Origin of the sequence: Actinophytocola algeriensis, from assembly GCF_014203735.1 — a bacterium.
Taxonomy (GTDB): domain Bacteria; phylum Actinomycetota; class Actinomycetes; order Mycobacteriales; family Pseudonocardiaceae; genus Actinophytocola; species Actinophytocola algeriensis.
In genome coordinates, this window is the sequence record NZ_JACHJQ010000005.1 from 696425 (window position 1) to 722533 (window position 26109).

Genomic DNA, 26109 nt, shown 5'->3' on the forward strand with positions numbered 1-26109 from the left:
ACCCACAGTTGTCACCAGGTCAAGCTGATCTGTGTACGACGTCCGTGGAAACCCCCGATTACCACCCGGTTGGTGGATCCGTGGGGCCTGCTACGGTGCTACAGCGCCCGCAGTGGGTGTACAGCTAGACGTTCTACACAGCTAGACGTCCTTTAAGGACCCGTCCAGTGAGGCGGGGAAGGAGGTCCCCCGTTGACGCCGCCCCCCAGCGGTGCGACGGAACCGGCCGAGCGGCGTGAGCTGCTGTCGGCCGGCGACGTCGCGCGCACTGTCGCCCGCATGGCGCACCAGGTGATCGAGCGCACAGCGCTCGGCGCCAGCGACGCACCACCCGTCGTTCTCCTGGGCATTCCCACCCGCGGCGCTCCGCTCGCCGCCCGGCTGGCCGCCCGCATCGCCGATTTCGCCGGTATCGACGTCCCCACCGGTGTGTTGGACGTCACGCTGTACCGGGACGACCTCCGGCGCAGGCCGACCCGCCCCCTCGGCGCCACCGCGCTGCCGACGGACGGCCTCGACGACCACCTGGTCATCCTCGTCGACGACGTCCTCTACTCGGGTCGCACCATCCGTGCCGCACTGGACGCGCTCCGTGACGCCGGCCGCCCGCGCGCGGTCCAGCTCGCGGTGCTCGTCGACCGCGGTCACCGGGAGCTGCCGATCCGCGCGGACTACGTCGGCAAGAACGTCCCCACGTCCCGCTCCGAGGAGGTCCACGTCCTGCTCACCGAGACAGACGACCGCGACGCCGTTGTTCTGGACAGGAGGGACTTGTGAAGCACCTCCTCGTCACTGAGGGCATGGACGCCGCCACGGCCACCGCCATCCTCGACACGGCCGCCCAGCTCAAGCAGACGCTGCTGGGCCGCGAGGTCAAGAAGCTGCCGACCCTGCGCGGCCGCACCGTGATCACGATGTTCTACGAGAGCAGCACCCGCACCCGGGTGTCGTTCGAGATCGCGGGCAAGTGGATGAGCGCCGACGTGGTCAACGTGTCCAGCTCGGGCAGCAGCGTCGGCAAGGGCGAGTCGCTGCGCGACACCGCCCAGACGCTCGCCGCGGCAGGCGCGGACTGCGTGATCATCCGGCACCCGGCCTCCGGCGCCGCGCACCGGCTGGCGGGCTGGCTCGCCGAGGCAGGCACGTCGGTGGTCAACGCGGGCGACGGCATGCACGAGCACCCGACCCAGGCGCTGCTCGACGCGGCCACCCTGCGGGAACGCCTCGGCGACGTGGACGGCAAGCGGGTCGCGATCGTCGGCGACGTGCTGCACAGCCGGGTCGCGCGGTCCAACGTCCACCTGCTGACCACGCTCGGCGCGGACGTCACCCTGGTGGCCCCGCCGACGCTGCTGCCCGCACAGGTGGAGCGGTGGCCGGTCACCGTGTCGCACACGCTCGACGCCGAACTGCCCAGCCTGGACGCGGTGATGATGCTGCGGGTCCAGGCCGAACGCATGCACGGCGGTGCCGGGCCCGCCGGCCCTGGAGGCAACTTCCTGCCCTCGGCCCGCGAGTACTCGATCGCGTACGGCATGAGCGAGCGCCGCCTCGAGCTGCTGCCCGAGCACGCGGTCGTGCTGCACCCGGGCCCGATGCTGCGCGGCATGGAGATCGCCGCCGCGGTGGCCGACTCGCCGCGCGCCGCGATCACCCAGCAGGTGTCCAACGGCGTGCACGTCCGGATGGCGGTCCTGTACCACCTGCTCGCCCACGAAGAGGAGGCCGTCGCGTGAGTTCGTTGCTGCTCAAGGGAGTCCGCCCCTACGGCGAGGACCCGGTCGACCTGCTCGTGAAGGACGGCTTCATCGCCGAAGGCACGGACGAGGACGAGGTCATCGACGCGACCGGACTCATCGCGCTCCCCGGGTTCGTCGACCTGCACACCCACCTGCGTGAACCGGGCCGCGAGGACACCGAGACCATCGCGACCGGCTCGGCCGCCGCCGCGCTGGGCGGCTACACGGCCGTGTTCGCCATGGCCAACACCGACCCGGTCGCCGACAACGCGGTGATCGTCGAGCACGTGGCGCGCCGCGGCCGCGAGGTCGGTCTCGTCGACGTCCACCCGGTCGGCGCCGTCACGGTCGGCCTCAAGGGCGAGCGGCTCGCCGAGCTGGGCACCATGGCGAACACCGGCGTCCTGATGTTCTCCGACGACGGCCACTGCGTCGCCGACCCGCTGCTCATGCGCCGCGCGCTGGAGTACTCGACCGCGCTGGACGTCGTCATCGCCCAGCACGCCGAGGAGCCGCGGCTCACCGTCGGCGCCCAGGCGCACGAGGGGGAGCAGGCCGCGCGCCTGGGTCTCGCGGGCTGGCCTGCCGCCGCGGAGGAGGCGATCATCGCCCGCGACTGCCTGCTGGCCAGGCAGACCGGTGCCCGCCTGCACGTCTGCCACGTCTCCACGTCCGGTGCCGCCGAGCTGCTGCGCTGGGCCAAGGCGCAGGGGATCACGGTGTCCGCCGAGGTCACCCCGCACCACCTGCTGCTCGACGACGAGCGGCTCGACACGTTCGACCCGGTCAACAAGGTCAACCCGCCGCTGCGCACCGCCGCCGACGCGAAGGTGCTGCGGGAGGCGCTCGCCGAGGGCGTCCTGGACTGCGTGGCCACCGACCACGCCCCGCACGCCCCCCAGGACAAGGACTGCGAGTGGGCGGCCGCCCGGCCGGGAATGCTCGGTCTGCAGACCGCGCTGTCCGTCGTGGTGGCGACCATGGTCCGGCCGGGCCTGCTCGACTGGCGCGGCGTGGCGCGGGTGATGAGCGAGCGCCCCGCCGAGATCGCGGGCCTGACCGGCCAGGGCCGCCCGATCGCGGTGGGGGAGCCCGCCAACCTGACACTGGTCGACCCGGACGCCACCTGGACGGTCCGGGGCGCCGAACTGGCGAGCATCGCCGCCAACACCCCGTACGAGGGCATGGAGCTGCCCGGCCGAGTGGTCACCACGCTGCTGCGCGGCAGGGTGACCGCACACGAAGGAAAGGTTCGCGCATGAGTCAGGCTGCTCTCGTGCTGGAGGACGGCAGGGTCTTCCGCGGCGCGGCGTTCGGCGCCACGGGGACCACGCTCGGCGAGGTGGTCTTCTGCACCGGCATGACCGGCTACCAGGAAACCATCACCGACCCCTCGTACCACCGGCAGATCGTGGTGGCCACGGCCCCGCAGATCGGCAACACGGGCTGGAACGACGAGGACGACGAGTCGCGGCGGATCTGGGTCGCCGGGTACGTGGTCCGCGACCCCGCGCGCGTCCCGTCGAACTGGCGGTCGCGCCGCAGCCTCGACGACGCGCTCATCGAGCAGGGCGTCGTCGGCATCGCCGGCGTGGACACCCGCACGCTGACCCGCCACATCCGCGAGCGCGGCGCCATGCGCGGCGGCGTGTTCTCCGGTGACGCGCTCGGCACGACCGACGACATGGTGGCGACGGTCCTTGCGAGCCCCCAGATGGTCGGTGCGGACCTGGCGGGAGAGGTCACGGCCACGGAGGCCTACGTGGTCGCTCCGTCTGATGAAACGCGATTCCGCGTGGCGGCACTCGACGTGGGCATCAAGACCAGCACCCCGCGCATGATGTCCCAGCGCGGCATCGAGACACACGTGCTGCCCGCGACCGCCACCATCGACGACGTCCTCGCGCTCGAACCGGACGGCTTCTTCCTCGCCAACGGCCCCGGCGACCCGGCCACGACCGACGGGCCGATGGCGCTCACCCGGCAGGTCCTCGAACGCGAGATCCCGACGTTCGGCATCTGTTTCGGCCACCAGATCCTCGGCCGCGCCCTCGGCATGAACACCTACAAGCTGCGCTACGGCCACCGCGGCATCAACATCCCGGTGATCGACGTGGCCACCGGCCGGGTCGCGATCACCGCGCAGAACCACGGTTTCGCGCTGGAGGGGGAGCCGGGTCAGCGGTTCGACACCCCCTACGGCGGCGCCGTGATCAGCCACTACTGCCCGAACGACGGCTGCGTGGAAGGCGTGCGCGCCCTGGACGTGCCCGCGTTCTCGGTCCAGTACCACCCCGAGGCGGCGGCGGGACCCCACGACGCCGCCCCGCTGTTCGACGAGTTCGTGTCCCTGATGGAGGGCAAGCGTGCCTAAGAGAACTGACATCGAGCACGTGCTCGTCATCGGCTCCGGGCCGATCGTGATCGGGCAGGCGTGCGAGTTCGACTACTCGGGCACCCAGGCGTGCCGGGTGCTGCGCGAGGAGGGCCTGCGGGTCAGCCTCGTGAACTCCAACCCGGCGACCATCATGACCGACCCGGAGTTCGCCGACGCCACCTACATCGAGCCGATCACCGCCGACTTCGTCGAGAAGGTGATCGCGAAGGAGAAGGACGCGGGGCACCCCGTCGATTCGATCTTGGCGACCCTCGGCGGCCAGACCGCGCTGAACACGGCGGTCGCGCTGCACGAGCGCGGCGTCCTCGACAAGTACGGCGTCGAACTCATCGGCGCCGACATCGAGGCTATCCAGCGCGGTGAGGACCGGCAGCGGTTCAAGGACATCTGCGCCACGGTCGGCGCCGAGACCCCGCGCAGCGCGGTGTGCCACTCGATGGACGAGGTGCGCAAGACCGTCGACGACCTCGGCCTGCCCGTGGTCATCCGCCCCTCGTTCACCATGGGCGGCCTCGGCTCCGGCATGGCGCACACCGCCGAGGACCTGGAGCGGCTGGCCTCGACCGGGCTCGCTGAGTCCCCGGTGCACGAGGTGCTGATCGAGGAGAGCGTGCTCGGGTGGAAGGAGTACGAGCTCGAGCTGATGCGCGACCGCGCCGACAACGTCGTGGTCATCTGCTCGATCGAGAACATCGACCCGATGGGCGTGCACACCGGCGACTCGGTGACCGTCGCGCCGGCGATGACGCTGACCGACCGCGAGTACCAGCACATGCGTGACGTCGGCATCGACGTGCTGCGCGAGGTCGGGGTGGACACCGGCGGCTGCAACATCCAGTTCGCGGTCCACCCGGAGACCGGCCGCCTGGTCGTCATCGAGATGAACCCGCGGGTGTCCCGGTCCTCGGCGCTGGCGTCCAAGGCGACCGGGTTCCCCATCGCCAAGATCGCCGCGAAGCTCGCCATCGGCTACACGCTCGACGAGATCCGCAACGACATCACCGGCGAGACCCCCGCGAGCTTCGAGCCGACACTCGACTACGTGGTCGTGAAGGTGCCGCGGTTCGCCTTCGAGAAGTTCCCCGGTGCCGACCCGACGCTCACGACCACGATGAAGTCGGTCGGCGAGGCCATGTCCCTCGGCCGCAACTTCGTCGAGGCACTGGGCAAGGCGCTGCGGTCCATGGAGACCAAGGCCGCCGGCTTCTGGACCACGGCGGATCCGGAAACCCTGACGGTGGAAGGGCTCCTCGAGGCGCTGCGGGTGCCACACGACGGCCGCCTGTACACCGTGGAGCGCGCGCTGCGACTCGGCGCGAGCGTCGACGAGGTGTACCAGGCCTCCGGCATCGACCCGTGGTTCGTCGACCAGATCGCCTCGCTCGTCGAGCTGCGTGCCGAGGTCACCGCCGCGCCGGTCCTGGACGAGCTCCTGCTGCGGCGGGTGAAGCGGTCCGGGTTCTCCGACCGCCAGATCGCCGCGCTGCGCCCGGAGCTGGCGGGGGAGGACGGGGTCCGCTCGCTGCGGCACCGGCTCGGCATCCGCCCGGTGTTCAAGACCGTCGACACCTGTGCCGCCGAGTTCGCCGCCCGCACGCCGTACCACTACTCCGCCTACGAGCTCGATCCCGCCGCCGAGTCCGAGGTGACCGAGCAGCGCGACAAGCAGAAGGTGCTGATCCTCGGCTCCGGCCCCAACCGCATCGGGCAGGGCATCGAGTTCGACTATTCGTGCGTGCACGCGGCCATGGCGCTGCGGGCCGCCGGGTTCGAGACCGTCATGGTCAACTGCAACCCGGAGACCGTGTCCACCGACTACGACACCTCCGACCGCCTGTACTTCGAGCCGCTCACCTTCGAGGACGTACTGGAGGTCGTGCACTCCGAGCAGCGCTCCGGCACGGTCGCGGGGGTGATCGTGCAGCTCGGCGGGCAGACCCCGCTCGGCCTCGCGCAGCGGCTCGCGGACGCGGGTGTGCCCGTGGTCGGCACGCCGCCGCACGCCATCCACCTGGCCGAGGAGCGCGGCGCGTTCGGCGAGGTCCTCACCAACGCCGGGCTCCCCGCGCCGAAGTACGGCACGGCCACGTCGTTCGCGGCGGCCAAGCGGATCGCCGACGAGATCGGCTATCCCGTCCTCGTCCGGCCGTCCTACGTGCTGGGCGGGCGCGGCATGGAGATCGTCTACGACGAGGCGACGCTCGCCGGGTACATCGAACGCGCCACCGAGGTCACGCCGGAGCACCCGGTGCTCGTGGACCGCTTCCTCGACGACGCCATCGAGATCGACGTCGACGCGCTGTGCGACGGCGAGGAGCTGTTCCTCGGCGGCGTCATGGAGCACATCGAGGAGGCGGGCATCCACTCCGGTGACTCCTCGTGCGCGCTGCCGCCGATCACCCTCGGCCGCACCGACCTGCAGAACATCCGCCGCTCCACCGAGCTGATCGCCAAGGGCATCGGCGTGCGCGGCCTGCTGAACGTCCAGTACGCGCTCAAGGACGACGTGCTGTACGTGCTGGAGGCCAACCCGCGCGCGTCGCGGACCGTGCCGTTCGTGTCCAAGGCGACCGCGACCCCGCTGGCCAAGGCCGCCGCCCGGATCATGCTCGGCGCGACCATCGAGGAACTGCGAGCTGACGGTTTGCTGCCCGAGCACGGCGACGGCGCGGACATGCCCGCGTCCTCGCCGGTGTCGGTCAAGGAGGCGGTGCTGCCGTTCCACCGGTTCCGCACCCCGGAGGGCCACGGCGTCGACTCCCTGCTCGGCCCGGAGATGAAGTCCACCGGTGAGGTGATGGGCATCGACGCGTCGTTCGGCAAGGCGTTCGCCAAGTCGCAGACCGCGTCCTACGGCTCGCTGCCGACGAGCGGCCGGGTCTTCGTGTCGGTCGCCAACCGGGACAAGCGCGCGATGGTGTTCCCCGTGAAGCGCCTCGCCGACCTCGGGTTCGAGGTGCTCGCCACCGCGGGCACCGCGGAGGTGCTGCGGCGCAACGGGATCCCGTGCACCGAGGTGCGCAAGCACTTCGAGGGCGAGCAGAACATCGTCGACATGATCCGCGACGGCGGCGTCGACATGGTGATCAACACGCCCTACGGCAACCCGGGCCCGCGCGTCGACGGCTACGAGATCCGCACCGCCGCCGTGTCCCGCGACATCCCGTGCGTGACCACCATCCAGGGCGCCGCCGCCGCCGTGCACGGCATCGAGGCGCTCATCCGGCAGGACATCGGGGTGGAGTCGTTGCAGTCGCTGCAGGCCACGCTGCGGAGCCAGCGGTGACCGCCGGGCCGAGGGCCCCGTTCGGGGAGCGGCTCACGGCGGCCGTCGGGACGCGGGGTCCGCTGTGCGCCGGGATCGACCCGCACGCGTCGCTGCTGGAGCAGTGGGGCCTGTCCGTCGACGCGAAGGGCCTGGAGCGGTTCGCCATGACCTGCGCGGAGGCGTTCGCCGGTGAGGTCGCGATCGTCAAGCCGCAGTCGGCGTTCTTCGAGGCCCACGGCTCGGCGGGCGTGGCCGTGCTGGAGAAGCTGATCGCCTCGTTCCTGGACTCGGGCACGCTCGTGCTCGCCGACGTGAAGCGTGGCGACATCGGCTCCACCATGGCCGCCTACGCACAGGCCTACCTGGGGGAGGGCTCGCCGCTCGCCGCGGACGCGGTGACGGTGTCGCCCTACCTCGGGTTCGGCTCGCTCGACCCCGCGCTGGCGCTCGCGGAGCGGAACGAGCGCGGCCTGTTCGTGCTGGCGCTGACCTCCAACAAGGAGGGCCCGCAGGTGCAGCGCGCCCGGTCCGAGGAGGGGGTCGTGGTCGCCCAGACGATGGTGGACGAGGCCGCGGCCCACAACGAGGGCGCGGCCCCGCTGGGGTCGGTCGGGCTCGTCATCGGCGCCACCGTCGGCCGCACCGAGCTGGACCTGTCGCGGCTGAACGGCCCGATCCTGGCGCCCGGATTCGGCGCGCAGGGCGCGGGGGTCGACGACCTCGCGAAGGTCTTCGGCGACCACCTCCCGCACGTCCTGCCCGCGTCGTCGCGCGACATCCTGCGCCACGGCCCGGACGTCACGGCACTGAGGGACGCGGCGCTGCGCGTGCGGGACGCCGTGGCCGCACAGGCGCGCCAGCTCAGCTAGTACCCGACACGTCCCGAAGACGACACCCGCACCGTCCGGAGTCCGTCCGACGACGCCGGACGGACCCTCGACGGTGCCATGACCGACTTCGAACGTGCTCTTTTTCGTGGCCGCGACCGACCGGGAATCCCGGCGAAATCGACCAGAATCCGCGTGTCGCGAAATTTCTCGTGACTATGCGTTCGGCGGTGGCGCTGGTGCGCCCGGCGCAACGACAGTGGACGCGCGACTGATCACCTGGGGATGAACCACCTGCCCGCCGCACGCCGTCTCCTGGCCTGGCGAGGGCCGCCGCGTACCGCGGCTGGTGGTCATGCCACCCACTGTCACCTGCGGAAACACGCTCTGGTTGGCAGGTCGCAGGCGGTTGGAACCACGTGCGGACGAGGGAATGCCACTCACGGTGTCATCGCGTTGTACCGGATGGCGTATCGACGGGTCGCAATACCACGTCGAAGCGCTTCGCGCGGCTCGTGCAGTATGGTCCGGTGACGCCTGAACAGCAGGTGTTACCGCTGGTCCGAGGGTAGTTCGCTACTCAGAGTTGATCTATGCTCTGTCGCGCACTACCCACCGCACTAAGGTGGACCCGCGTTGTCATGAGAAGGCGGACCTCGGTAACGTCGCGACACCGATCCGCAGAAAACCCCACCCCCCGGAGGAAATCGTGGCCCTTCCCCAGCTGACCGAGGAGCAGCGGGCCGCAGCGCTGGAGAAGGCGGCTGCCGCCCGTCGCGCCCGAGCTGAGCTCAAGGAGCGCTTGAAGCGAGGTGGCACCACCCTCAAGGACGTGCTCGCCCAGGCTGACAAGGACGAGGTCCTGGGCAAGATGAAGGTCACCGCACTGCTCGAGGCCCTGCCGGGCGTCGGCAAGGTGCGTGCCCAGCAAATCATCGAGCGTCTTGAGATCGCCCCTAGCCGCCGACTGCGCGGCCTGGGCGACCGTCAGCGCAAGGCGTTGCTCGCCGAGTTCAGCGGCGAGTGACGAGCAGTGACATCAGGAGGGGCCGGCTGGTGGTACTGGCCGGCCCTTCCGGCGTAGGGAAAAGCAGCGTGGTCCGCGAGCTGCGGCGGCTCTACCCGGACCTGTGGTTCAGCGTGTCGGCGACGACCCGTGAACAGCGTCCTGGCGAACAGGACGGGGTGGACTACCACTTCGTCTCGGCCGACGAGTTCGACCGGATGATCGAGAAGGACGACCTGCTCGAGTGGGCGGAGATCCACCGGGGCACGCACCGCTCCGGTACTCCGAAGACACCCATTGAGGAGCGTCTCGCCGCCGGGGAGCCCGCGCTGGTGGAGGTCGACCTGCAGGGCGCTCGGAACCTGCGGAGGACCATGCCCGAGGCGTTGCTGGTGTTCATCTCGCCCCCCAGCTGGGAGGCGCTGGTCGAACGTCTGGTCGGCCGGGGCACCGAGTCACCCGAGGTGGTGGAGCGCAGGCTCCGCACCGCCAAGGAGGAGCTCGCCGCCCAGGACGAGTTCGACGAGGTGGTTGTCAACACCAACCTGCGGAGCACCGCTGAGCAGTTGCTAAAGTTGATGCTTGACAAATCTTCCTCCCATCAGTTGGAGAACCACGAGTGATCACCCCCACCGAGTTGGGCGCACTGGGTGACCCGTCGAGCCAGCAGCTCGAAGGCATCACCAACCCCCCGATCGACGACCTTCTCGACAAGGTCAGCTCCAAGTACGCCCTGGTGATCTACGCCGCCAAGCGTGCCCGCCAGATCAACGACTACTACGCGCAGCTCGGTGAGGGCCTGCTCGAGTACGTCGGCCCGCTGGTGGAGCCCGGCCCCCGGGAGAAGCCGCTGTCCATCGCGCTCCGCGAGATCCACGCCGGCCTTCTCGAGCACACCGAGGGCGAGTGAGCCAGGGCCCGCGCGTCGTTCTCGGCGTTGGCGGCGGCATCGCCGCCTACAAGGCGTGCGAGGTCCTGAGACAACTGACCGAGTCAGGGCACTCGGTCCAGGTAGTGCCAACCGTGGCGGCGCTGCGCTTCGTCGGTGCCGCCACGTTCGAGGCGTTGTCCGGGCACCCGGTGCACACCGAGGTGTTCGACGACGTGCCCGAGGTGCCGCACGTCCGCATCGGCCAGGAGGCCGATCTGGTGCTGGTCGTCCCGGCGACCGCGAACCTGCTGGCCAAGGCCGCGCACGGGATCGCCGACGACCTGCTCACCAACACCCTGCTGACCGCGCGCTGCCCGGTCATGATGGTGCCCGCGATGCACACCGAGATGTGGGAGCACGCCGCCACCCAGGACAACGTGGCGACGCTGCGCGGCAGGGGCGTCGTGGTGACCGAACCCGCGAGCGGGCGGCTCACCGGCAAGGACACCGGCAAGGGACGGCTCGCCGACCCCGCCGAGATCGTCGACCTCGCCCGGCTGCTGCTGGCCAGGCGCGACGCGTTGCCCCGCGACCTCGAAGGCGTGCGGGTCGTGGTGTCCGCGGGTGGCACCCGCGAGCCGCTCGACCCCGTCCGGTACCTGGGCAACCGCTCGTCCGGCAAGCAGGGCTACGCGCTGGCCAGGACCGCCGCCCAGCGCGGCGCGCGGGTCACGCTCGTGTCCGCGCACACCGTCGGCCTGCCCGCACCCGCCGGGGTCGACCTCGTCCACGCCGGCACCGCGGAGGAACTGCGCGACGCCATGCACGCAGCGTCACCGAACGCCGGCGTCGTGGTGATGGCGGCCGCCGTCGCCGACTTCCGTCCTTCGACGCGCGCCGAGTACAAAATCAAGAAGACGGACTCGGATCCCGATCCAGTGTCGCTGACTCGGAACCCGGACATCCTGGCGGAGCTCGTGGCGGTCCGGGCGCCTGGCCAGGTGATTGTCGGTTTCGCCGCGGAGACCGGCGACAGCAACGCGGACGTGCTCGAGCACGCACGTGCGAAACTGAAGCGCAAGGGCTGTGACCTGCTGGTTGTCAACGCGGTCGGTGAGGGCAGGGCCTTCGAGACCGAGGACAACGCCGGGTGGCTACTATCGGCCGACGGCGGGGAACGACCGATCGAGCTGGGTTCCAAGGCGCATATGGCGTCCGACATATGGGATGCGGTCGCTCAACTGATTCAACAGTGAGCTTCGCTCGATACCTAGTACATAGTCTTCAAGCGAGAAACGGGAAAGATTGGGTGGGTACGTCGTGACTGAGTCCGCGAGCAGGTTGTTCACCAGTGAGTCGGTTACCGAGGGGCATCCAGACAAGATCTGTGACGCGATCAGCGACGCCGTTCTGGACGCACTGCTGTCCAAGGACCCGAAGTCGCGTGTCGCGGTCGAGACCCTCGTGACGACTGGTCAGGTCCACGTCGCGGGTGAGGTCACCACCGAGGCGTACGCCGACATTCCGTCGCTGGTCCGTGAGACCATCCTCGGTATCGGTTACGACTCGTCGGCCAAGGGCTTCGACGGCAACTCGTGCGGTGTCAACGTCGCGCTGGGCTCCCAGTCGCCGGACATCGCGCAGGGTGTCGACACGGCGTACGAGAACCGCGTCGAGAGCGACGAGGACGAGATCGCCAAGCAGGGCGCGGGCGACCAGGGCCTGATGTTCGGCTACGCGTGCACCGACACGCCGGAGCTGATGCCGCTGCCGATCGCGCTGGCGCACCGTCTGTCGAAGCGGCTGACCGAGGTCCGCAAGAACGGCCAGCTGCCGTACCTGCGTCCTGACGGCAAGACCCAGGTCACCATCGAGTACGCCGGTGACCAGGCCGTGCGCCTCGACACGGTGGTCGTCTCCTCGCAGCACGCCGAGGGCGTCGACCTGGAGAAGCTGCTGGGCGTCGACGTGCGCGAGCAGGTCGTGCTGCCCGAGATCGGCCAGCTGGAGCTGGACACCGAGAACGTGCGGCTGCTGGTCAACCCGACCGGCCGCTTCGTCATCGGCGGTCCCATGGGTGACGCGGGCCTGACCGGCCGCAAGATCATCGTCGACACCTACGGTGGCATGGCCCGCCACGGTGGCGGCGCGTTCTCCGGCAAGGACCCGTCGAAGGTGGACCGCTCCGCGGCGTACGCCATGCGCTGGGTCGCCAAGAACGCCATCGCCGCGGGCCTGGCCACCCGCATCGAGGTCCAGGTCGCGTACGCGATCGGCAAGGCCGCCCCGGTCGGCCTGTTCGTCGAGACCTTCGGCACCGAGACCGTCGACCCGACGAAGATCCAGCAGGCCATCAGCCAGGTCTTCGACCTGCGCCCGGCCGCGATCATCCGCGACCTCGACCTGCTGCGCCCGATCTACCGCCAGACGGCGGCCTATGGCCACTTCGGCCGGCCCGAGCTGGACCTGCCGTGGGAGCGGACCGACCGCGCGGATGCACTCAAGTCGCTCGCGGGCGCCTGATCCGTTCCGCTGGTTGTGGTACGCGGTAGGAGGTTCGCTTCCTGCCGCGTACCACCAGTGGGTGCTGTTCGATCTCACGTGCCGCACGTGGGTGTTGCGGCACTTCTGCCGGGTGCTGGTGCAGTTCCTGCCGTGGTGGCTGTGTCTGCTCGTGCCCGGCCCCTGGTCGCTGCGGATCTCCATGGTGGCGCTGGGCTACCTGCTCGGGCTGTACTTCTCACTGTCCTTCATGGAGGACGCCTGCGAGCGGCGGCTCGTGAAGGCCGGGTACCCGGCGGGGTTGAACCGGAAGATCCGCGAGGAGACCCCGGTGTCAGCGCGCGCGGACAGTGCGGCGTTCTACGCTGCTTTCTACCCGCCTCGTCAGGACAGCTGACGGAGCAACGCGGACAAGGCCGAGACCGGCAGGGCGAGGATCGGGCCGCAGGAGTTCTTGGAGTCCCGCACCGCGGCCGCTTCGTCGGTGAGGGCGATCTCGACGCAGTTGTCGTTGCCGCCCCCGGTGCCGCCGCTGAAGCTGCTCTTGCGCCACAGCCTGTCGTCCACAGTGGACTCCTTTAGCTCGACCACAGTTCGTCGGCCACCTGCTCGATCAGTGCGATCGACTCGTCGGGAGCGAGCGCCAGCGAGCGGAGGTGGACGAATCGAAGTCTAGCCGGTTCAACGAACTCGGACTTGTCCTGTCGTTCGTCGCCGAGCGCGTGGAGGGCGTGGCAGATGCTGGGCTGGCCAGGCAGCGAGAAGTCCAGGATGCTGAACCCGCCGTAGGTCGCCTCGAACGAGAAGGTCGCCGCGGGCAGGATCCGTAGCGTCACCGTGGGCAGCTCGTTGATCAATGTGAGATGCCGCAGTTGTCCCAGCATCACCGCTGGCCGAGCGGCTGCGTTCCGCAGAGCGGATTCGTGGACCACAGCGTCGAGTTGGAGCGGGTGCTCCTCGTCGGTGAGTCGCTCCTGGCGAAGCAGCCGAACCTCGAGTTGGTTGGCGATCCATTCCTCACGCCGTTTCTCCCGGCCGGAGTTGAACAGCGCGCGGGTGTAGTCGGCTGTCTGCAGCAACCCTGGGACGAGGTTGACCTCGTAGTTGCTGATCCGGGTAGCGGCCGTCTCCAGCGCGACGAAGTCCTTGTCGGAGATGCCGTAGCGCTTCCACCAGCCGGGCCTGCGTGCCTGGCGGATCATGTCGAGCACGTCGTCCATGCGCTGGTCGTAGACGTCCATCATCGACCGCAGCAGGTGCACCGAGACGGTGCCGATCCCGTTCTCGAACCGGCCCAGTGCACTCCGGGTGATCTCCAGCCGGTCCGCGGCCACGACGATCGTCAGCCCGGCGGCCTGCCGGGCAAGGCGAATCCGCCGCCCGACCTCCTGCCGCAGCACGACCGGACTGATGTGCCTGGTCGTGGCTCCCTCGACCCCGCTTCCCATGCGCCAACTCTCCCGGTGCACACCGCGGAATTGAGAACTCACCGCCCGATCGAGCTAGTCGTGCCATACCGGCCGATCCGGAAGTGACACGGAGCGTTCCCGGAGGTGGGGGCGCTGACCAGCGGTGAGCCACCGATCTGGTACACCAGGCGCTATGACCGGCGGGCGCGTGGTGCGCAAAGGAGAGAACCGCCCGGCCGCGACACTCCCGGTCGCCCGGGTGTACGTCGACGTGCCGCTCGCGCACCTCGACCGGCCCTTCGACTACCTCGTCCCCGACACGCTCGACGAGGCCGCTGTGCCCGGCTGCCGGCTGCGGATGCGGTTCGCCGGGAAGCAGGTCGACGGGTTCCTCCTCGAGCGGGTCGAGGCGTCCGGGTTCTCCGGGCGCATGGAGTACATCGGCAAGGTCGTCTCCTCCGAACCCGTCCTGACGCCCGACCTCGCCGCGCTCGCGCGGACCGTGGCCGACCGGTACTCCGGCATGATGATCGACGTGCTGCGGCTTGCCATTCCGCCCCGGCACGCCAAGGTCGAGGCCGAGCCGCCCGCAGAGCAACCGGCGCCACCGGCGCCACCCGACACCGCCGCCTGGGGCCGCTACCCGCGTGGGCCCGCCTTCGTCGACGCCCTTCGCAACGGGCGGCAGGCGCACGCCGTCTGGCAGGCGTTGCCAGGGGAGGACTGGCCGGCCCGCCTCGCCGAACTCGCTGCCACCGCTGCCGCTCACGCGCGTGGGGCCGTCATCGTCGTGCCCGACTACCGGGACGTCGCGCGGGTGCACGCCGCCTGTGTCGAGCGGGCAGGCGCGGACAACGTCGTCGCGCTGTCCGCGGATGCCGGGCCCGCCAAGCGGTACCGGGCCTGGCTCGCCGTCAAACGTGGCGCCGCGCGGATCGTCGTCGGGACCAGGGCCAGTGTGTTCGCGCCCGTGCACGATCCCGGCCTGTTCGTCGTCTGGGACGACGGGGACGACCTGCACGCCGACCCGCACGCGCCCTACCCGCACGTGCGGGACGTGCTCATCCAGCGCGCCCACACCAGTGGGGCCTCGCTGCTGGTGGCCGGGTTCGCGCGTACCGCCGAGGCGCAGTTGCTCGTGGAGTCGGGATGGGCGCCGGAGATCGTCGCCGCGCGGGACGAGGTGCGGAAGGCCGCGCCGCGGATCACCTCGCTCGGCGAGACCGACCAGCAGCTCGCCAGGGACCCGGCCGCGCGGGCGGCGCGCATTCCCTCCGTCGCTTTCGAGGCGGCCAGGGACGCGCTCAAGGCCGGGCGGCCGGTGCTGGTCCAGGTGCCGCGCGGGGGTTACGTGCCCGCGCTCGCGTGCCAGCAGTGCCGAGGGCCCGCTCGGTGCAGGCGCTGTGCCGGGCCGCTGGGGTTGCCCGTCAGCGGCACCGACGCGCGGCCGCCCACCTGCCGGTGGTGCGGCGTGCCCGACACCGCTTTCCGTTGTGGCAACTGTGGTTCCCGGCGGTTGCGGGCGATCGTCGTCGGGGCGAAACGGACCGCGGAGGAGCTCGGGCGTGCGTTCGCCGAGGTGCCGGTGCTGGGGTCCGGGGCCAAGGAGGTGCTCCGGCAGGTCGACGAGCGGGCCGCGTTGGTCGTCGCCACGCCCGGGGCGGAACCCGTTGCCGTCGGGGGATACGGGGCCGCGCTCCTGCTCGACGGATGGGCGTTGCTCGGGCGGGCCGACCTGCGGGCGACCGAGGAGACCCTGCGGCGCTGGATGACCGCCGCCGCGCTCGTGCGGTCCGGGCAGGACGGGGGGCGGGTCGTGGTGCTCGCCGAGTCCGCGTTGCCGCCGGTGCAGGCGCTCGTGCGGTGGGATCCCGTCTGGCACGCCGGTCAGGAGCTGGCCGCGCGCACCGAGCTTGGCTTTCCGCCCGCGGTGCGGATGGCGTCCGTCGACGGGCCGGCCAAGGCGCTCGCCACCTTCCTCGACGAACTCGACCTGCCTCCGTCCGGGGAGGTGCTCGGGCCCGTCCCCCTCGGTGAGCCCGACCGGGACGGCAACACCGAGAAGGAACGGGCGCTCGTGCGTGCCACGCGGGCCCAGGGGCGGGCACTCGCCGCCGCACTCGCCACCGCGCAGCACGCCCGCACCGCGCGGAAGGAGCCGGAGTCCATCCGCGTCCGGCTCGACCCGCTGGAGCTGATCTAGCGGCCGTTCGATGAAGGACCCCTTCGTCACGCTCAGAGTGAGGAAGGGTCCTTCATCGCGTCCAGTGGGACGAAAACCGGATGCGGTGCGGACGGGGTCGTGCGTAGCGTCCGGGAACCGTGAGCGACGAAGGAGACGACCCGGCGGACGGCTGGTTCCCGGAGAGCGTGGCCGCCGGTTACGACGGCCCGGGCGGGGCGAACGCGTCCGAGGCGGTGGCGGCCGTGGTCGACGCGCTGGCGGACCTCGCCGACGGGCCGGTGCTGGAGTTCGCCGTCGGCACCGGGCGGATCGCCGCGCCGCTGGCCGCGCGTGGGGTGCCGGTCAGCGGCATCGAACTGAGCCGTGCCATGGCGGCGCGGGTCGCGGGCAAGCCGGGCGGCGACGCGGTCGACGTCACGATCGGGGACATGACGACGACCCGGGTCGCCGGTGAGTTCTCGCTCGTCTACCTGGTGTTCAACACGATCAGCAACGTGACCACGCAGGACGGGCAGGTCGACGTCTTCCGCAACGCCGCCGTGCACCTGCGGCCGGGTGGGCTGTTCCTCGTCGAGGTTGGCCTGCCGGACCTGCGCCGCCTGCCGCCCGGCCAGGACACCGTGCCGTTCGCGGTGGATCCCGGCGGCGGCTATGTCGGGTTCGACCAGTACGACGTCGTGACGCAGGAGTTCACGTCCAACCACGTCACCGTGGCACCGGACGGGACGGGGACGTTCCGCCGCATCCCCTTCCGGTATGCCTGGCCTGCCGAGATGGACCTCATGGCGCGCATCGCCGGGCTGCGCCGCAAGCACCGCTGGGCGGACTGGGACCGCTCGCCGCTCACGGCCGACAGCACCAAGCACGTGTCGGTCTGGGAGAAGACGAACTAGCCGATCGGGCCGGTCACACCCGGCGGGGGCAGATGCGGCGGGCTGTAGGCCAGCGAGCCGCTCACCACCGACAACCCCTGGCTGCTGCGGCCGATCACGTCCACGCTGTCCCCGATGCGGAACTCGCCGAGGTTCACGACGAACATCCCGTTCCGGAAGGCGGGCACGCTGATCGGCTCGACCTCGGTTCCCTGGACAGCCGTGAACTCCAGCGCGGCCACGCTTTCCGCGTACCCGGCGAGCAGGCCGGTCGGGGACAGGTACACCGCGAAGACCGCCGCGGGACTCATGTTCGTCGGTGTGAGTGCCAGGGGGATCGGCTCGGCGGTCGGGTCGGACACCGTCGCCGTTGTGGTCGTGACCTCGCAGAACGCCGGTTTGCCACCCGTGCCCAGGAAGGCGGTGATCCGGACGCCGTCCGGTGCGGTCGCGGTGAACCGCGGGCGCCACTCGGCACGGGGGGCGAACTCGCCCGCCCTCGGGCTCGCCGCCGCCACGTCGGCGCAGTGGTCCAGGTCCTCGTTCGTCTGGGCGTACGGCACCGCCATCGTCACCCCCCGGACCACCGGGCTGTCCGGGCTGTCCGGGGAGGTTGTGGTGGTAGCGGCGGGGGACCGGTCGTCCCCGGGCACCGGGGCCAGGTGGGAGCCGACGAACACCCCCACCGCGAGCAGTGCCACGGCGGCGGCCGCGGCCAGCGGGGCTCGGTAGCGGGAGCGCCGGTCGGCGAGCCCGGTCTCGACGGTGCGGCGGATGCGTTCGCGCGTCTCACGGGGGAGGGGCCGCCGCGGCGGCAGGTCGAGAGCGTTCATGACAGTTCCTCGAGTTTCGTGCGCAGGCGGGCCCGCGCTCGGGACAGGCGGGAGCGGACGCTGACCTCGGCCACCCCGAGCAGTTCGGCGGCGTCGGCGGTCGGCACCTCGCCGAGCAGGCACAGCTCCACCGCCTCCCGCTCCGATCTGGGCAGGGTGCGGACCGCGGCGAGGATGCGGGCCATGCGGGCATCACCGTCGACGCGGTGCGCGACGTCGTCGGCGTGGTCGGCGGCCACCGTGTCGTCGGGCAGCCTGCGCACCGCGCGCAGGAAGCGGGTGGCGCCCCGGTGCTCGTTGCGGGCCAGGTTGCCCGCCACCGTGTACAGCCACGGCAGCGCCGAGTCACGGATCAGCTTCACCCCGTGGCACTTGCGCCACGCCAGCAGGAACGTGCTCGACGTCAGGTCCTCCGCCTGGCTCCACGACGCCGTCAGCCGGTACGCGTGGTTCCACACCGCCTCGGCGTGGCGTTCGAACAACTCGCCGAACGCGTGCCGGTCACCGGCCGCGGCGCGGGTCCACAGTTGGGCATCCGTTTCGATGGCGGGTCCTCGGGGTGGGTTCGCGATGGTCACGTCGGGAAGTGACCGGAGCGGCACTCGACGTTGCGTCATCCGGCACTGAATAGACTGGCGTGCGCCGCCCACGTGAGACCGATCGGAGCAATGTGACCGTCCAGCCCATCCGGCTCTTCGGGGACCCCGTGCTGCGCACCCCAGCCAGCGAGGTCGTCGACTTCGACAAGGAGCTGGCCACCCTGGTCAAGGACCTCTGGGACACGATGGAGGACGAGGGCGGTGCCGGTCTGGCCGCGCCTCAGCTCGGCGTCGGCCTGCGGGTGTTCACCTACAACTGCGACGGGTTCGCCGGCCACCTCGTCAACCCCACCTGGACCGCCGTCGACGACGAGCAACAGGACGGTGAGGAGGGCTGCCTGTCCATCCCCGGCCTGTACTGGGACTGCGTGCGCGCCAAGAACGTGGTGGCGCGCGGCTGGAACATGCACGGCGAGCCGGTGCAGATCGAGGGCACCGACATGCTGGCCCGCTGCATCCAGCACGAGACCGACCACCTCGACGGCGTGCTGTTCCTCGACCGCCTCGACGCGGCCACCCGCAAGGCGGCGATGAAGGAGATCCGCGCCGCCGAGTGGTTCGACGGCGGCGTGCCGACGATCAAACAGAGCCCGCACCCCCTGTTCGGCGGTGCCGTCTAGATGCGGCTGGTATTCGCGGGCACACCGGAGGTCGCACTCCCGTCGCTGCGTGCGCTCATCGCGGCGGAGCGGCACGAGGTCCTCGCCGTCGTCACCAGGCCCGACGCCCCCGCGGGCCGCGGCCGCCACCTCGTGCGGTCGCCGGTCGGCGCGCTCGCCGACGAGCACGGCATCGAGGTCCTCACCCCGGCCAAGGCGTCCGACCCCGCGTTCCTCGACCGGCTCCGCGAGCTCGCGCCCGACTGCTGCCCGGTCGTCGCGTACGGGGCGCTGCTGCCGCAGTCCGCCCTCGACATCCCGTCCCATGGCTGGGTGAACCTGCACTTCTCGATTCTGCCCGCGTGGCGGGGCGCCGCCCCCGTGCAGGCCGCGGTGCGGCACGGCGACGAGATCACCGGCGCCAGCACGTTCCGGATCGTGAAGGCTCTCGACGCGGGCCCGGTGTTCGGGGTGCTGACCGAGGCCGTGCGGCCCGACGACACCGCGGGCCTGCTGCTCGACCGGCTCGCCGAGGCCGGTGCCGGGCTGCTGACGTCCACCATCGACGGCATCGAGGACGGCACCCTCGAAGCGGTGGAACAGCCCGCCGACGGCGTGACCTACGCACCGAAGATCACCACCGAGGACGCGAAGCTCGACTTCACCGCACCCGCGACCGGCGTGGACCGGCTGGCCCGCGCGGTCACGCCCGATCCCGGCGCGTGGGCGGAGTTCCGCGGCGAACGCATCAAACTGGGTCCGGTCACCATCGCAGGAGACAGGGCCGACGGCACCGAACGGCTCGCACCGGGGGAGTTGCGGGTCGAACGCAAGCGGGTCCTCGTCGGCACGGCGACCGGTCCGGTCGCCCTGGGCGAGGCGCAGGCGCCGGGCAAGAAGAGAATGGCGGCAACCGACTGGGCGCGGGGCGCGCGCGTCGAACCAGGAGAGCGGCTGAAGTGACCCAACCACGACGGCGCCCGGCGAGGTTTTCCCGGCCTCGCACGCCGCATCCCCCGAAACCGAAGGGCGGCCCCGGTCGCCCCCCGGTCGACGATCCGGCACGGCAGGCCGCGCTCGACACGCTGCGCGAGGTCCGCGCCCGCGACGCCTACGCGAACCTGCTGCTGCCGCAGATACTGCGCGAACGGCGGATCACCGGCCGCGACGCGGCGCTCGCCACCGAGCTGGCCTACGGCGCCTGCCGGTGCATCGGACTGCTCGACCAGGTGCTCGACGCGTGCATCGACCGGCCGCTGGCCAAGGTCGAGCCCGCGCTGCTCGACGTGCTGCGGCTGGGCTGCTACCAGCTGCTGCGCACCCGCATCCCGCCGCACGCCGCGGTCGCGTCGACCGTCGACCTCGTGCGCGCCGGGCACGGCTCGCGCAGCAGCGGGTTCGTCAACGCCGTGCTGCGCAAGGTCTCCGAGCGCTCCGAGGAGGAGTGGCTCGACTCGCTCGCCCCGGACCCGGAGAAGGACCGGATCGGCAACCTCGCCATGCGCGAGGCGCACCCGCGCTGGGTGGCGCGCGTGTTCGCCGACTCGCTCGGCACCACCGGCGACGAGCTCGAGACGGCGCTGGCCGCCGACAACGAGCGACCGGCAGTGCACCTCGTCGCGCGTCCCGGTGAGATCACCGCGGAGGAGCTGGCCGCCATGACCGGCGGCGAGGTCGCGCCGTACTCGCCGTACGGGGTGCGGCTCGCCGCAGGCGCGGGCGACCCGGCCGGGCTGGACCCGGTGCGGGAGCGGCTCGCGTCCGTCCAGGACGAGGGCAGCCAGCTGTGCGCGGTGGCGCTGACCCGCCCGAAGCTCGAGGGCGAGGACAGCCGCTGGCTGGACCTGTGCGCCGGGCCGGGCGGCAAGTCGGCGCTGCTCGGCGCGCTGCTGGCCATCCAGGGCGGCAGGCTCGACGCGGTCGAGAAGGCACCGCACCGGGCACGGCTCGTCGAGCAGTCGACCCAAGGGCTGCCGATCACCGTGCACGTGGGCGACAGCCGGTCACCCGCCGCGCTCGGGCTCGAGTCCGGCACGTTCGACCGGGTGCTGGTCGACGCGCCGTGCACCGGGCTCGGCTCGCTGCGGCGGCGCCCGGAGTCGCGCTGGCGGCGCCAGCCCTCCGACGTCGGCGAGCTGACCAAGCTGCAGCGCGAACTGCTGCTGACCGCCGTCGACCTGGTGCGGCCCGGCGGCGTGGTCGGCTACGTGGTGTGCTCGCCGCACCTGTCCGAGACGATCGGCATCGTGGCCGACGTGGTCCGCCGCACCGGCGTGACCGCGCTGGACACCCGCGAGGCGTTCCCCGACATGCCGTCGCTGGGTGACGGCCCGTACGTGCAGCTGTGGCCCCACCGCCACGGCACCGACGCGATGTTCTGCGCACTGCTCCGCAAGTGAGCGACGGGAGATGAGCCACGTCGCGGTCATTTCCATGGGCGGCACCATCGCCATGGCGCCCAGCGCCAGCGGCGGGATCGTCCCCGCGCTCGGGGCCGACGACCTCGTCGCGTCCGTGCCGGGGCTCGCCGACCTGGACGTGAAGATCACCACCGAGTCGCTGCGGTCGCTGCCCAGCCCGTCGCTCGGGTTCGCCGACCTCGTCGCGCTGTCGACGCGGGTCCAGGCGGAGATCGCGGCCGGGGCGACCGGGGTCGTGATCACGCACGGCACCGACACCATCGAGGAGACCGCGTTCTTCCTCGACCTGACCGTGCCCGGCGACGCGCCCGTCGTGGTCACCGGCGCGATGCGGCACCCGCACTCCGCGGGCCCCGACGGCCCGGCGAACCTGTACGCCGCGATCCGCGTCGCGCTCTCACCCGCCGCGCGCGGCCTCGGCGCGCTCGTGGTCATGTCCGACGAGATCCACGGCGCCCGGTTCGTCCGCAAGAACCACACCAGCAGCACCGGCGCGTTCGTCTCACCCGCCTTCGGTCCGCTCGGGCTGGTCGTCGAGGGCGACCCGCGCATCCGGGGCGTCGCCCGCACCGGCCTCACCCTGCCGGCCCACCAGCGGGTCGCCGACATCCGCGTCGGCCTGATCACGGTCGCGATGGGCGACGACGGCGAGCTGTTGCGCCGCTCGGGAGACCTGTTCGACGGGATCGTCATCGCGGGCCTCGGTGCCGGGCACGTGCCGGCCACCATGGTCCCCGTGGTCGCCGAGCAGGCCGCACGCGTGCCGGTGGTCCTGTCGACCCGCACCGGCGCCGGGTCGGTGCTGCGGCACACCTACGGCTACCCGGGCTCGGAACGCGACCTGCTCGACCGCGGCCTCATCCAGTCCGGGTTCCTCGACCCCGCCAAGTCACGGGTGCTGCTCACCCTGCTGCTCGCGACGGAGACGCACAGGTCACAGATCACCCAGGCGTTCGACCTGTACCGGTAGTAATAGGCTCCCATGCGTGCCACGAACGCCGATGATCGCGCCCAGCATCCTGTCCGCCGACTTCGCCCGGCTCGCCGACGCGACCCAGGCCGTGAAGGGTGCGGACTGGCTGCACGTCGACGTCATGGACGGGCACTTCGTGCCGAACCTGACCATCGGGCTGCCGGTGGTCAAAGCGGTCCTGGCCAGCACCGACATCCCCGTCGACTGCCACCTCATGATCGACGACCCCGACCGGTGGGCGGTCGGTTACGCGGAGGCGGGCGCGCACAACGTGACCGTCCACGTCGAGGCGGCGGCCGACCCGGTGAAACTGGCCCACGACATCCGCGCGGCGGGCGCCATGGCCGGGCTGTCGATCAAGCCCAGGACCCCGTTCGAGCCCTATGTGGAATTGCTGACCCACTACGACACGTTGCTGGTGATGTCCGTCGAACCCGGGTTCGGCGGGCAGGAGTTCATCGCCGACGTGCTCGACAAGGTCCGCAAGGCCAGAGCCAAGGTCGACGCCGGGGAGCTGCGGGTGCTGGTCGAGATCGACGGCGGGATCAACGCCGACACGATCGAGCAGGCCGCGGAGGCCGGTGTGGACTGTTTCGTGGCCGGCTCCGCGGTGTACGGCGCGGCCGACCCCGCCAAGGCGGTCGGCGCGTTGCGGGAACGAGCACGGACGGCGATGCGGCAGGCACGAGAGACAAGGACGATGTAGTCGTGTTCACGGGGATCGTTGAAGAGCGCGGCGAGGTCGTCGCCGTCCAGGACCTGCCGGATGCCGCCCGCATCACGGTCGCGGGACCGCTCGTCACCAGTGATGCGCACCAGGGCGACTCGATCGCGGTCAACGGCGTGTGCCTGACCGTCGTCGAGACCGCGGACGGGGCGTTCACCGCCGACGTCATGCGCGAGACGCTCGTGCGCAGCAGCCTGGACAAGATCAGCGCCGGTGAGCCGGTCAACCTGGAGCGGGCCGCCGAGGTCGGCAAACGATTCGGCGGGCACATCGTGCAGGGCCATGTCGACGGGACCGGGGTGATCCTGTCCCGCGACCCGTCGCCGCACTGGGACCTCGTCCGCATCGGCATGCCGCCCGGCCTGGCGCGCTACCTCGTCGAGAAGGGCTCCATCACCGTCGACGGCGTGTCGCTCACCGTGGTCGAGGTGACCGACGACTGGTTCTCCGTGAGCCTCATCCCCGAGACGCTGCGGGCGACCACACTGGGGATGCGCACCCCCGGCGACCGGGTCAACCTGGAGGTCGACGTCGTCGCCAAGTACGTCGAGCGGTTGGCCCTGCCACACTTGCGCGGTACCAGTGCCGTGGCGGAGCACAATGACGTCACCGCGGGCGTCGCGGCAGAGGAGGCTCGTTCATGAGCGACATCGAGGGCATCGAGAGGGCGATCTCGGACATCGCCGCGGGACGTCCGGTCATCGTGGTCGACGACGAGGACCGCGAGAACGAGGGCGACCTGATCTTCGCTGCCGAGAAGGCGACGCCCGAGCTGCTGGCGTTCATGGTCCGGTACACGTCCGGGTACATCTGCGTGCCGCTGACCGAGTCCGACTGCGACCGGTTGGACCTGCCGCCCATGTTCCACACGAACCAGGACGTGCGCGGCACCGCCTACACCGTCACCGTCGACGCCAAGGAAGGCGTGAGCACCGGCATCTCCGCGGCCGACCGCGCGCACACGATCCGGTTGCTGGCGAACCGGAAGTCGGAGGCGGGTGACTTCACGCGTCCCGGCCACGTGGTGCCGCTGCGCGCCAAGGAGGGTGGCGTGCTCCGCCGCCCTGGGCACACCGAGGCCGCCGTCGACCTCGCCGTGCTCGCCGGGCTGCGGCCCGCCGGCGTGCTGTGCGAGATCGTGTCGCAGAAGGACGAAGGCGACATGGCCCGCCGCGAGGAGCTCGAGGTGTTCGCGGCAGAACACGACCTCGCGATCATCTCGATCGCCGACCTCATCGACTACCGCCGCCGCAAGGAGGTCCAGGTCGTCCGCGTCGCCGAGGCGCGGATCCCCACCGCGCACGGCGCGTTCCGGGCGGTCGGCTACGACTCCAAACTGGACGGCATCGAGCACATCGCGCTGGTGTACGGCGACATCGAGGACGGCGAGAACGTCCTGGTCCGCGTGCACTCCGAGTGCCTGACCGGCGACGTGTTCGGGTCGCTGCGCTGTGACTGCGGGCCGCAGCTGGACGCGGCGCTCGCCGCAGTCGCCGCCGAGGGCCGCGGCGTGGTGCTGTACATGCGCGGGCACGAGGGCCGCGGCATCGGCCTCATGCACAAGCTGCAGGCCTACCAGCTGCAGGACAGCGGCGCCGACACCGTCGACGCGAACCTCGCGCTCGGTGTGCCCGCCGACGCCCGCGACTACGGCCAGGGCGCGCAGATCCTCGTCGACCTGGGCATCAAGTCGATGCGGCTGCTGACGAACAACCCGGCCAAGCGGGTCGGCCTGGACGGCTACGGGCTCACGATCGTGGACCGCGTGCCGCTGCCGATCCGCCCGAACGCGGAGAACCTGCGGTACCTGCGCACCAAGCGCGACCGCATGGGCCACGAGCTGGGTGACCTCGACATCTTCGAGGGCACGACCCAGACGTAGCGGCGACGGAGTGACCGGCCGGGCCACAGCCACCGCACAGGCGGCTCACAGACTCCAGTCCTAACGTCGTCGGCATGACTGAGAGTTACGAGGGCCGTCCGCTGCCCCGACCGTACGACGAGGTCGTCGACCAGGGCCTGGGTTTCGACCTCGGCACGCTGCACAGCCGTCGCCGGGCGCTGCGGTTCCTCGGCCTCGGTGCCGCGGCGGCCGGGCTGGCCGCGTGCGGCACCGGGACGTCCGGGTCGTCGAGCCCGACCTCGTCGTCGAGTTCGCCGAGTGCGCCGGGGCAGTCGGGCGCGTCGGGCGAGATCCCCGAGGAGACCGCCGGGCCGTACCCCGGCGACGGGTCCAACGGGCCGGACGTGCTGGCGCAGAGCGGCATCGTGCGCGGCGACATCCGGTCGAGCTTCGGCGAGTTCAGCGGCACCGCGCAGGGCGTGCCGATGACGCTCGAGCTCACCATCGCCGACCTCGCGAACGGAGGATCGCCCTTCGCCGGAGTCGCCGTGTACGTGTGGCACTGCACGCGCGAGGGCGGCTACTCGCTGTACTCAGAAGGCGTCGAGGACCAGAACTTCCTGCGCGGCGTCCAGATCGCGGACGACGCCGGGAAGGTCACGTTCACCAGCGTGTTCCCGGCCTGCTACGACGGCCGCTGGCCGCACGTCCACTTCGAGGTCCACCCGGACCAGGCGAGCATCACCGACGCCGCCAACGCCGTCGCCACGTCGCAGGTCGCGCTGCCGCGGGACGTGTGCGAGACGGTGTACGCCGAGAGCGGCTACGAGCAGTCCGTGGCGAACCTGTCGCGCGTCAGCCTGGACGGCGACAACGTCTTCGGCGACGACGGCGGCGCGCTGCAGCTCGCGACCGTCACCGGTGACGTCGCGAGCGGCTACACGGTCACGCTGGCGGTCGGCGTGGACACCACGACCGAGCCGAGCGGTGGTGGCGGTCCCGGCGGGCCACCGCCGTCTCGCTGACCACACCTGTTCG

The 26109-nt window shown here is 71.2% G+C and carries 26 protein-coding genes; 22 read left to right on the top strand and 4 right to left on the bottom strand.

The annotated features are described in order from the left end of the window. Positions 1-192 precede the first annotated feature (192 nt). The 12 genes from pyrR to FHR82_RS25920 all read left to right on the top strand — a co-directional run bounded on the left by pyrR (position 193) and on the right by FHR82_RS25920 (position 13008). A complete protein-coding gene (pyrR, locus tag FHR82_RS25865; protein WP_184813071.1) occupies positions 193-777 on the top strand; it encodes a bifunctional pyr operon transcriptional regulator/uracil phosphoribosyltransferase PyrR in 585 nt (194 codons plus the stop codon). Then, positions 774-1736 carry an aspartate carbamoyltransferase catalytic subunit gene (locus FHR82_RS25870; protein WP_184813072.1) on the top strand — a complete coding sequence of 321 codons (963 nt, stop codon included), beginning with the start codon at positions 774-776 and terminating at the stop codon, positions 1734-1736. The genes pyrR and FHR82_RS25870 overlap by 4 nt, the downstream gene beginning before the upstream one ends. After that, positions 1733-3001, top strand: a complete 1269-nt coding sequence (locus FHR82_RS25875; protein ID WP_184813073.1) for a dihydroorotase — start codon at positions 1733-1735, stop codon at positions 2999-3001. Before FHR82_RS25870 ends, FHR82_RS25875 begins: the two co-directional genes overlap by 4 nt. Beyond that, on the top strand, positions 2998-4113 hold the full coding sequence (gene carA / locus FHR82_RS25880; RefSeq protein WP_184813074.1) for a glutamine-hydrolyzing carbamoyl-phosphate synthase small subunit: 1116 nt from the start codon (positions 2998-3000) through the stop codon (positions 4111-4113). The genes FHR82_RS25875 and carA overlap by 4 nt, the downstream gene beginning before the upstream one ends. Next, complete coding sequence (carB, locus tag FHR82_RS25885; protein ID WP_184813075.1) at positions 4106-7423, top strand: carbamoyl-phosphate synthase large subunit; 3318 nt, start codon at positions 4106-4108, stop codon at positions 7421-7423. Before carA ends, carB begins: the two co-directional genes overlap by 8 nt. After that, a complete protein-coding gene (pyrF, locus tag FHR82_RS25890; protein WP_184813076.1) occupies positions 7420-8274 on the top strand; it encodes an orotidine-5'-phosphate decarboxylase in 855 nt (284 codons plus the stop codon). Before carB ends, pyrF begins: the two co-directional genes overlap by 4 nt. A gap of 667 nt (positions 8275-8941) precedes the next feature. After that, the gene (mihF, locus tag FHR82_RS25895; RefSeq protein WP_133905065.1) at positions 8942-9259 is read left to right on the top strand and encodes an integration host factor, actinobacterial type; all 318 of its coding nucleotides are present in this window, start codon (positions 8942-8944) and stop codon (positions 9257-9259) included. After that, positions 9256-9861 (top strand): guanylate kinase, encoded by a 606-nt coding sequence (gene gmk, locus FHR82_RS25900; protein WP_311771277.1) that lies wholly within the window; start codon positions 9256-9258, stop codon positions 9859-9861. Before mihF ends, gmk begins: the two co-directional genes overlap by 4 nt. Beyond that, positions 9858-10148 (top strand): DNA-directed RNA polymerase subunit omega, encoded by a 291-nt coding sequence (gene rpoZ / locus FHR82_RS25905; protein WP_184813077.1) that lies wholly within the window; start codon positions 9858-9860, stop codon positions 10146-10148. Before gmk ends, rpoZ begins: the two co-directional genes overlap by 4 nt. Next, positions 10145-11365 carry a bifunctional phosphopantothenoylcysteine decarboxylase/phosphopantothenate--cysteine ligase CoaBC gene (gene coaBC / locus FHR82_RS25910; protein ID WP_184813078.1) on the top strand — a complete coding sequence of 407 codons (1221 nt, stop codon included), beginning with the start codon at positions 10145-10147 and terminating at the stop codon, positions 11363-11365. Before rpoZ ends, coaBC begins: the two co-directional genes overlap by 4 nt. 64 nt (positions 11366-11429) lie before the next feature. Beyond that, positions 11430-12632: a methionine adenosyltransferase gene (gene metK, locus FHR82_RS25915; protein ID WP_184813079.1), complete on the top strand. Its 1203-nt coding sequence runs from the start codon at positions 11430-11432 to the stop codon at positions 12630-12632. Further along, positions 12604-13008 (top strand): DUF5313 family protein, encoded by a 405-nt coding sequence (locus tag FHR82_RS25920; protein WP_225943874.1) that lies wholly within the window; start codon positions 12604-12606, stop codon positions 13006-13008. The genes metK and FHR82_RS25920 overlap by 29 nt, the downstream gene beginning before the upstream one ends. On the opposite strand, the gene FHR82_RS25925 is transcribed toward FHR82_RS25920, so the two are convergent. After that, entirely contained in the window at positions 12996-13178 is a 183-nt protein-coding gene (locus tag FHR82_RS25925) for a DUF397 domain-containing protein (RefSeq protein ID WP_311771278.1), read from the bottom strand. The two genes, FHR82_RS25920 and FHR82_RS25925, sit on opposite strands and share 13 nt — an antisense overlap. A gap of 11 nt (positions 13179-13189) precedes the next feature. Then, positions 13190-14059 (bottom strand): helix-turn-helix domain-containing protein, encoded by an 870-nt coding sequence (locus FHR82_RS25930; RefSeq protein WP_184813082.1) that lies wholly within the window; start codon positions 14057-14059, stop codon positions 13190-13192. Positions 14060-14213: 154 nt separating this feature from the next. Here FHR82_RS25930 and FHR82_RS25935 point away from each other — a divergent pair, with 154 nt between their 5' ends. After that, positions 14214-16223, top strand: coding sequence for a primosomal protein N' (locus FHR82_RS25935; protein ID WP_184813083.1), 2010 nt, complete (start codon positions 14214-14216; stop codon positions 16221-16223). A gap of 119 nt (positions 16224-16342) precedes the next feature. Further along, on the top strand, positions 16343-17098 hold the full coding sequence (locus FHR82_RS25940) for a class I SAM-dependent DNA methyltransferase (RefSeq protein WP_184813084.1): 756 nt from the start codon (positions 16343-16345) through the stop codon (positions 17096-17098). Here the strand turns inward: FHR82_RS25940 and FHR82_RS25945 are convergent. Beyond that, positions 17095-17910, bottom strand: a complete 816-nt coding sequence (locus tag FHR82_RS25945; protein WP_184813085.1) for a hypothetical protein — start codon at positions 17908-17910, stop codon at positions 17095-17097. The genes FHR82_RS25940 and FHR82_RS25945 overlap by 4 nt on opposite strands. Then, positions 17907-18527 (bottom strand): RNA polymerase sigma factor, encoded by a 621-nt coding sequence (locus tag FHR82_RS25950; RefSeq protein ID WP_184813086.1) that lies wholly within the window; start codon positions 18525-18527, stop codon positions 17907-17909. Before FHR82_RS25950 ends, FHR82_RS25945 begins: the two co-directional genes overlap by 4 nt. 53 nt (positions 18528-18580) lie before the next feature. On the opposite strand from FHR82_RS25950, the gene def reads away from it, so the two are divergent. From def to FHR82_RS25990, 8 genes are all read left to right on the top strand, one after another. Next, positions 18581-19129 carry a peptide deformylase gene (gene def, locus FHR82_RS25955; RefSeq protein WP_184813087.1) on the top strand — a complete coding sequence of 183 codons (549 nt, stop codon included), beginning with the start codon at positions 18581-18583 and terminating at the stop codon, positions 19127-19129. Continuing rightward, positions 19130-20071, top strand: coding sequence for a methionyl-tRNA formyltransferase (gene fmt, locus FHR82_RS25960; protein WP_184813088.1), 942 nt, complete (start codon positions 19130-19132; stop codon positions 20069-20071). After that, positions 20068-21507, top strand: a complete 1440-nt coding sequence (locus tag FHR82_RS25965) for an RsmB/NOP family class I SAM-dependent RNA methyltransferase (RefSeq protein ID WP_184813089.1) — start codon at positions 20068-20070, stop codon at positions 21505-21507. The genes fmt and FHR82_RS25965 overlap by 4 nt, the downstream gene beginning before the upstream one ends. Before the next feature lie 10 nt (positions 21508-21517). After that, positions 21518-22498 (top strand): asparaginase, encoded by a 981-nt coding sequence (locus FHR82_RS25970; RefSeq protein WP_184813090.1) that lies wholly within the window; start codon positions 21518-21520, stop codon positions 22496-22498. Between the two features lie 31 nt (positions 22499-22529). Further along, positions 22530-23207: a ribulose-phosphate 3-epimerase gene (rpe, locus tag FHR82_RS25975; protein ID WP_184813376.1), complete on the top strand. Its 678-nt coding sequence runs from the start codon at positions 22530-22532 to the stop codon at positions 23205-23207. 2 nt (positions 23208-23209) lie between these two features. Then, the gene (locus tag FHR82_RS25980) at positions 23210-23872 is read left to right on the top strand and encodes a riboflavin synthase (RefSeq protein ID WP_184813091.1); all 663 of its coding nucleotides are present in this window, start codon (positions 23210-23212) and stop codon (positions 23870-23872) included. Continuing rightward, complete coding sequence (locus FHR82_RS25985; protein WP_184813092.1) at positions 23869-25110, top strand: bifunctional 3,4-dihydroxy-2-butanone-4-phosphate synthase/GTP cyclohydrolase II; 1242 nt, start codon at positions 23869-23871, stop codon at positions 25108-25110. The genes FHR82_RS25980 and FHR82_RS25985 overlap by 4 nt, the downstream gene beginning before the upstream one ends. 74 nt (positions 25111-25184) lie before the next feature. Then, positions 25185-26096 carry an intradiol ring-cleavage dioxygenase gene (locus tag FHR82_RS25990; protein WP_184813093.1) on the top strand — a complete coding sequence of 304 codons (912 nt, stop codon included), beginning with the start codon at positions 25185-25187 and terminating at the stop codon, positions 26094-26096. Positions 26097-26109: the final 13 nt, after the last annotated feature.

Coding starts and splice junctions, on each gene's coding strand:
- carA (WP_184813074.1), top strand. CDS start 2,998: ATGAGTCAGGCTGCTCTCGTGCTGGAGGACGGCAGGGTCTTCCGCGGC.
- FHR82_RS25920 (WP_225943874.1), top strand. CDS start 12,604: ATGCACTCAAGTCGCTCGCGGGCGCCTGATCCGTTCCGCTGGTTGTGG.
- FHR82_RS25930 (WP_184813082.1), bottom strand. CDS start 14,059: ATGGGAAGCGGGGTCGAGGGAGCCACGACCAGGCACATCAGTCCGGTC.
- FHR82_RS25935 (WP_184813083.1), top strand. CDS start 14,214: ATGACCGGCGGGCGCGTGGTGCGCAAAGGAGAGAACCGCCCGGCCGCG.
- FHR82_RS25945 (WP_184813085.1), bottom strand. CDS start 17,910: ATGAACGCTCTCGACCTGCCGCCGCGGCGGCCCCTCCCCCGTGAGACG.
- FHR82_RS25950 (WP_184813086.1), bottom strand. CDS start 18,527: ATGACGCAACGTCGAGTGCCGCTCCGGTCACTTCCCGACGTGACCATC.
- fmt (WP_184813088.1), top strand. CDS start 19,130: ATGCGGCTGGTATTCGCGGGCACACCGGAGGTCGCACTCCCGTCGCTG.
- FHR82_RS25970 (WP_184813090.1), top strand. CDS start 21,518: ATGAGCCACGTCGCGGTCATTTCCATGGGCGGCACCATCGCCATGGCG.
- rpe (WP_184813376.1), top strand. CDS start 22,530: ATGATCGCGCCCAGCATCCTGTCCGCCGACTTCGCCCGGCTCGCCGAC.
- FHR82_RS25985 (WP_184813092.1), top strand. CDS start 23,869: ATGAGCGACATCGAGGGCATCGAGAGGGCGATCTCGGACATCGCCGCG.
- FHR82_RS25990 (WP_184813093.1), top strand. CDS start 25,185: ATGACTGAGAGTTACGAGGGCCGTCCGCTGCCCCGACCGTACGACGAG.